Origin of the sequence: Vibrio sp. 10N.261.51.A3 (genome assembly GCF_041471965.1) — a bacterium.
Lineage (GTDB): Bacteria > Pseudomonadota > Gammaproteobacteria > Enterobacterales > Vibrionaceae > Vibrio > Vibrio crassostreae_C.
On the sequence record NZ_JBFRPK010000103.1, the window covers coordinates 1 to 965 of the forward strand.

Genomic DNA, 965 nt, shown 5'->3' on the forward strand with positions numbered 1-965 from the left:
CCTTTTGGACCATATTTCAGTTATTCGAGACCCTCGCCAAGCTTGGAAAATAGAGCACACGCTAACCGACATTATCTTCTTAACAATTGCAGCAGTGATTGCTGGTGCTGAAGGTTGGGAGGATATTGAAGATTTTGGTGAAGATAACTTGGAATGGCTTAGGCAGTATGGTGATTTCAAACAAGGCATACCAGTACACGATACCATTGCCCGAGTTATCAATCTTATTTCCGCCAAGCAACTGCAACGATGCTTTACTGCGTGGATGAAAGACTGTCATGAGACGACAGAGGGTGAAGTGATTGCTATCGACGGCAAAACTCTCAGAGGCACATACAACAAAGACAAGCGTTGTGGTGCAATCCATATGGTTAGTGCCTTTAGTGCAGCAAACCAAGTTGTACTAGGACAAGTGAAGACTGCGGATAAAAGCAATGAAATAAAAGCGATCCCTGAACTGCTTGAAATGCTTTCCTTGCGAGGTTGTTTAGTGACTATTGATGCTATGGGATGCCAGAAGGATATAGCTGAAAAGATAGTCGCTCAAGATGCAGATTATCTCTTAGCGGTAAAAGGTAATCAAAAACGATTGGAGCAAGCGATTAGCCAAGTGTTTAATTCTAGTATGATTAATAGTTTTGAAGGTGATAAATACGTCACTCAAGAGAAAGGGCATGGTCGTACAGAAACGCGTTTGAGTATGGTTGTTCACAATACAGATTTCTTAGGCTATATAGCGTTTGATTGGGCTGAACTCTCCACAATTGGTATGGTCGTTTCAATTCGTCAAGAAGGTGATAAGCCAGCAGAAACAATGCAAATCAAGCACTACATAAGCTCAGCAAAACTAACGGCTAAAGCTTTACTAGAGAGCACGCGAGCACATTGGAGCATTGAAAATCAGATGCACTGGCGATTAGACGTTGGTTTTAAAGAAGATGAATGTCGGATACGTCGAGAGCAAG

Annotated in this window: 1 protein-coding gene; it reads left to right on the forward strand. The window is 42.2% G+C overall.

The window, feature by feature from the left end; genetic code table 11:
- Nucleotides 1-965, forward strand: a 965-nt coding sequence (locus AB4371_RS20950; RefSeq protein ID WP_372150610.1) for an ISAs1 family transposase, incomplete at both ends; no start/stop codon positions are given.